The following is a 2,731-nucleotide window of genomic DNA, read 5'->3' as shown; positions in this document are numbered from 1 at the left end:
GCTCCGGACGACAGGAATCCCTGCTCTCGGTCGAGAACACCGTCGGCGTCGCCAACCCCGGAGGCGAGGCCGTATGACCACCACCGCCGCCACCGCTCAGCGGCACCTGCTGCTGCACATGACGGCCAACGGATCGCTCGCGACGCCGGGCCAGGAACTGTTCGTCGTGAGCCGCGGCGAGGGCCCGTACGTCGACGACGCGGACGGCAACCGCTACATCGACGGCCTGTCGGGGCTGTACTGCTGCCAGCTCGGCTACTCCTACGGCCCCGAGTTCGCCGAGGCGGCGGAGAAGCAGCTGCGCGAGCTGTGCTACAGCCCGCTGTGGACGGGCTCCGCGCACCCCACGGCGATCGAACTCGCCGAGCGGCTGTCCCGGATCGCCCCCGTCGACATCGAGCACACCTTCTTCTCCAGCGGCGGCGCCGAAGCCGTCGAGACCGCCTGGAAGATCGCCCGCCAGTACCACGCCCTGCGCGGGGAGCCGGGCCGGGTGAAGGCGATCGCCCGGCGCGGCGCCTACCACGGGCTGACCGTCGGCACGCTGTCGTTCAACGACGACCCCGGGCTGACGGAGCCGTACGGCCCGCCGGCGATCCACACCCGGTTCGTGTCCAACACCAACCGGTCCAGTCTCGACCCGGAGTTCGCGAACGACGGCGTGTACACGGCCCACCTGCTCGCCGAGCTGGAGGTCGCGATCCTGGCCGAGGGCCCGGAGACGATCGCCATGCTGATCGCCGAGCCGGTGCAGAACCGGGGCGGCTGCATCACCCCGCCCCACGGTTACTGGCAGGGCCTGCGGGCGCTGGCCGACCGGTACGGCTTCCTGCTCGTCGCCGACGAGGTGATCACCGCCTTCGGCCGGCTCGGCGAGTGGTTCGGCGGCGACCGCTACGGCGCCCGCCCGGACATGGTCACCGTCGCCAAGGGCATCACCGCCGGCTACGCCCCGCTGGGCGCGACGCTGGTGAGCACCAAGGTCACCGAGGTCATCAACCGGCCCGGCGCGGTCCTCAACCACGGCTACACCTTCGCCGGGCACCCGCTGAGCACGGCCATCGCCCTGCGCAACCTCGAGATCATGGAGCGGGACCGGATCCTGGACAACGTCCGCGGCCTCCAGGACGACCTGGCGACCCGCATGGCGAGCCTCAAGGACCTGCCGATCGTCGGCGACGTCCGCGGCGCCGGCTTCTTCTACTCCTGCGAACTCGTCGGCGACCTCGACGGCGGCGGCTTCAGCGACACCGCCCGCACCGAACTGATCGTCGACCTGATCCCGCGCCGCCTGCGCGAGGCCGGCCTTCTCGCCCGCGTCTACAACCGCTCGGCGCCGCTGGTCCAGATCGCGCCCCCGCTGATCAGCGACCGCGCCCTCCTCGACCGTATCGCCGCGATCATCGCGGGCACCCTCGCCGAGGCCTCGGCTCGCATCTGATCCACGTTTTGGGAAGGAACCACATGTACTCCATCGGTCCGCTGACCGTCGCACCCGGCGAGCGCGCCCAGGGTCTGATCCCGGTCGGCACCAGCAGCTACGGCGTGGATCTCGGCATTCCGCTGATCGTCGTCAACGGTGTCGAGGACGGCCCGGTCCTGTGCGTGGACGCGGGCGTGCACGGCGACGAGTACGACGGCCAGGAAGCCGTCCGCCGCGTCCTCGCCGAGCTCGACCCGGCCACCCTGCGCGGCACCGTCGTCGGCATCCCCTGCCTGAACACCCCGGCCTTCGAGGCGGCGGCCCGCGCGAGTGGTATCGACCACCTCAACCTGAACCGCATCTTCCCGGGCGACGCGGAGGGCTCCTACTCCCAGCGGCTGGCCGCCACCTTCGTCGAGCAGGTCGTCCCCGCCGTCGACGCCGTGGTCGACCTGCACACCGGCGGCGCCTACGGCGAGATCGCCCCGCTGGTCATCCTCCAGGGCGGCTACGAGGACCTGGCGACGGACCTCGCCCTCGCCGCCGGGCACGAGCTGGTCTGGAAGGGCGGCAAGTGGGGCGGCACGGTCCGCCACCCCGCCCTCGCGGCCGGCAAGCCCGCCATCACCATCGAGGTCGGCGGCGGCACCTACCGCGAGGCCAACGTCGAGACGCACATGGACTCGATCCGCAACGTCCTGCGCCAGTTCAAGATGATCGACGGCGAGGTGAAGCTGCGGGACTCCTACACCACCGTCTCCGGCACCTTCGCCCGCTCCGACGCCGGCGGCTTCTTCGTCGCCCGTGCCGAGCCGGGAGAGATCTGCAAGGAAGGCGACCTGATCGCCACCATCACCGACCACTACGGCAACACGCTGGAGGAGGTCCTCGCCCCGCAGGAGGGCATCGTGCTCTGGGTGCGCCGCATCCGTACGGTCCGTCCGGGCGACGAGGTCGTCATCTTCGGCGAGGTCCTGGGGGAGATCCGGCCATGACCACCGACGAACTGCGGCTGACCGAGCTGCTCATCGACGGCAAGCACATCCCCGCCGCCGACGGCCGCTCCTTCACCGTCGTGGACCCGTCCGACGGGACGGCGATCGCCCAGGTGTCGCAGGGCGGCAAGGCGGACGTGGACCAGGCGGTGGCCGCCGCCCGTACGGCCTTCACCTCCCCCGAGTGGGCCGGCATGCGCGCCGCCGACCGGGGTCGGATCCTGTACCGGATCGCCGATGCCATCCGCTACCAGGGCGAACGTCTGGCGCGGCTGGAGAGCCAGGACGTCGGCAAGCCGCTGCGCCAGGCGAA

General features: G+C 71.4%; 3 protein-coding genes. All 3 read left to right on the top strand.

All coding sequences use genetic code 11. From position 1 onward, the window contains the following. Positions 1–73 precede the first annotated feature (73 nt). Positions 74–1,441, top strand: coding sequence for an aminotransferase class III-fold pyridoxal phosphate-dependent enzyme (locus tag ACWD26_RS44030; protein ID WP_451279390.1), 1,368 nt, complete (start codon positions 74–76; stop codon positions 1,439–1,441). 23 nt (positions 1,442–1,464) lie between these two features. Then, the gene (locus ACWD26_RS44025) at positions 1,465–2,418 is read left to right on the top strand and encodes a succinylglutamate desuccinylase/aspartoacylase family protein (RefSeq protein WP_451279388.1); all 954 of its coding nucleotides are present in this window, start codon (positions 1,465–1,467) and stop codon (positions 2,416–2,418) included. Then, a partial coding sequence (locus ACWD26_RS44020; protein ID WP_451279386.1) for an aldehyde dehydrogenase family protein occupies positions 2,415–2,731 on the top strand: 317 nt, incomplete at its 3' end. The genes ACWD26_RS44025 and ACWD26_RS44020, both read left to right, overlap by 4 nt.

This window comes from Streptomyces sp. NPDC002787 (assembly GCF_053592095.1).
Note: the sequence above shows the minus strand (reverse complement) of the source record. Positions and strands in the feature narration are given on the sequence as shown.

Coding starts and splice junctions, on each gene's coding strand:
- ACWD26_RS44030 (WP_451279390.1), top strand. CDS start 74: ATGACCACCACCGCCGCCACCGCTCAGCGGCACCTGCTGCTGCACATG.
- ACWD26_RS44025 (WP_451279388.1), top strand. CDS start 1,465: ATGTACTCCATCGGTCCGCTGACCGTCGCACCCGGCGAGCGCGCCCAG.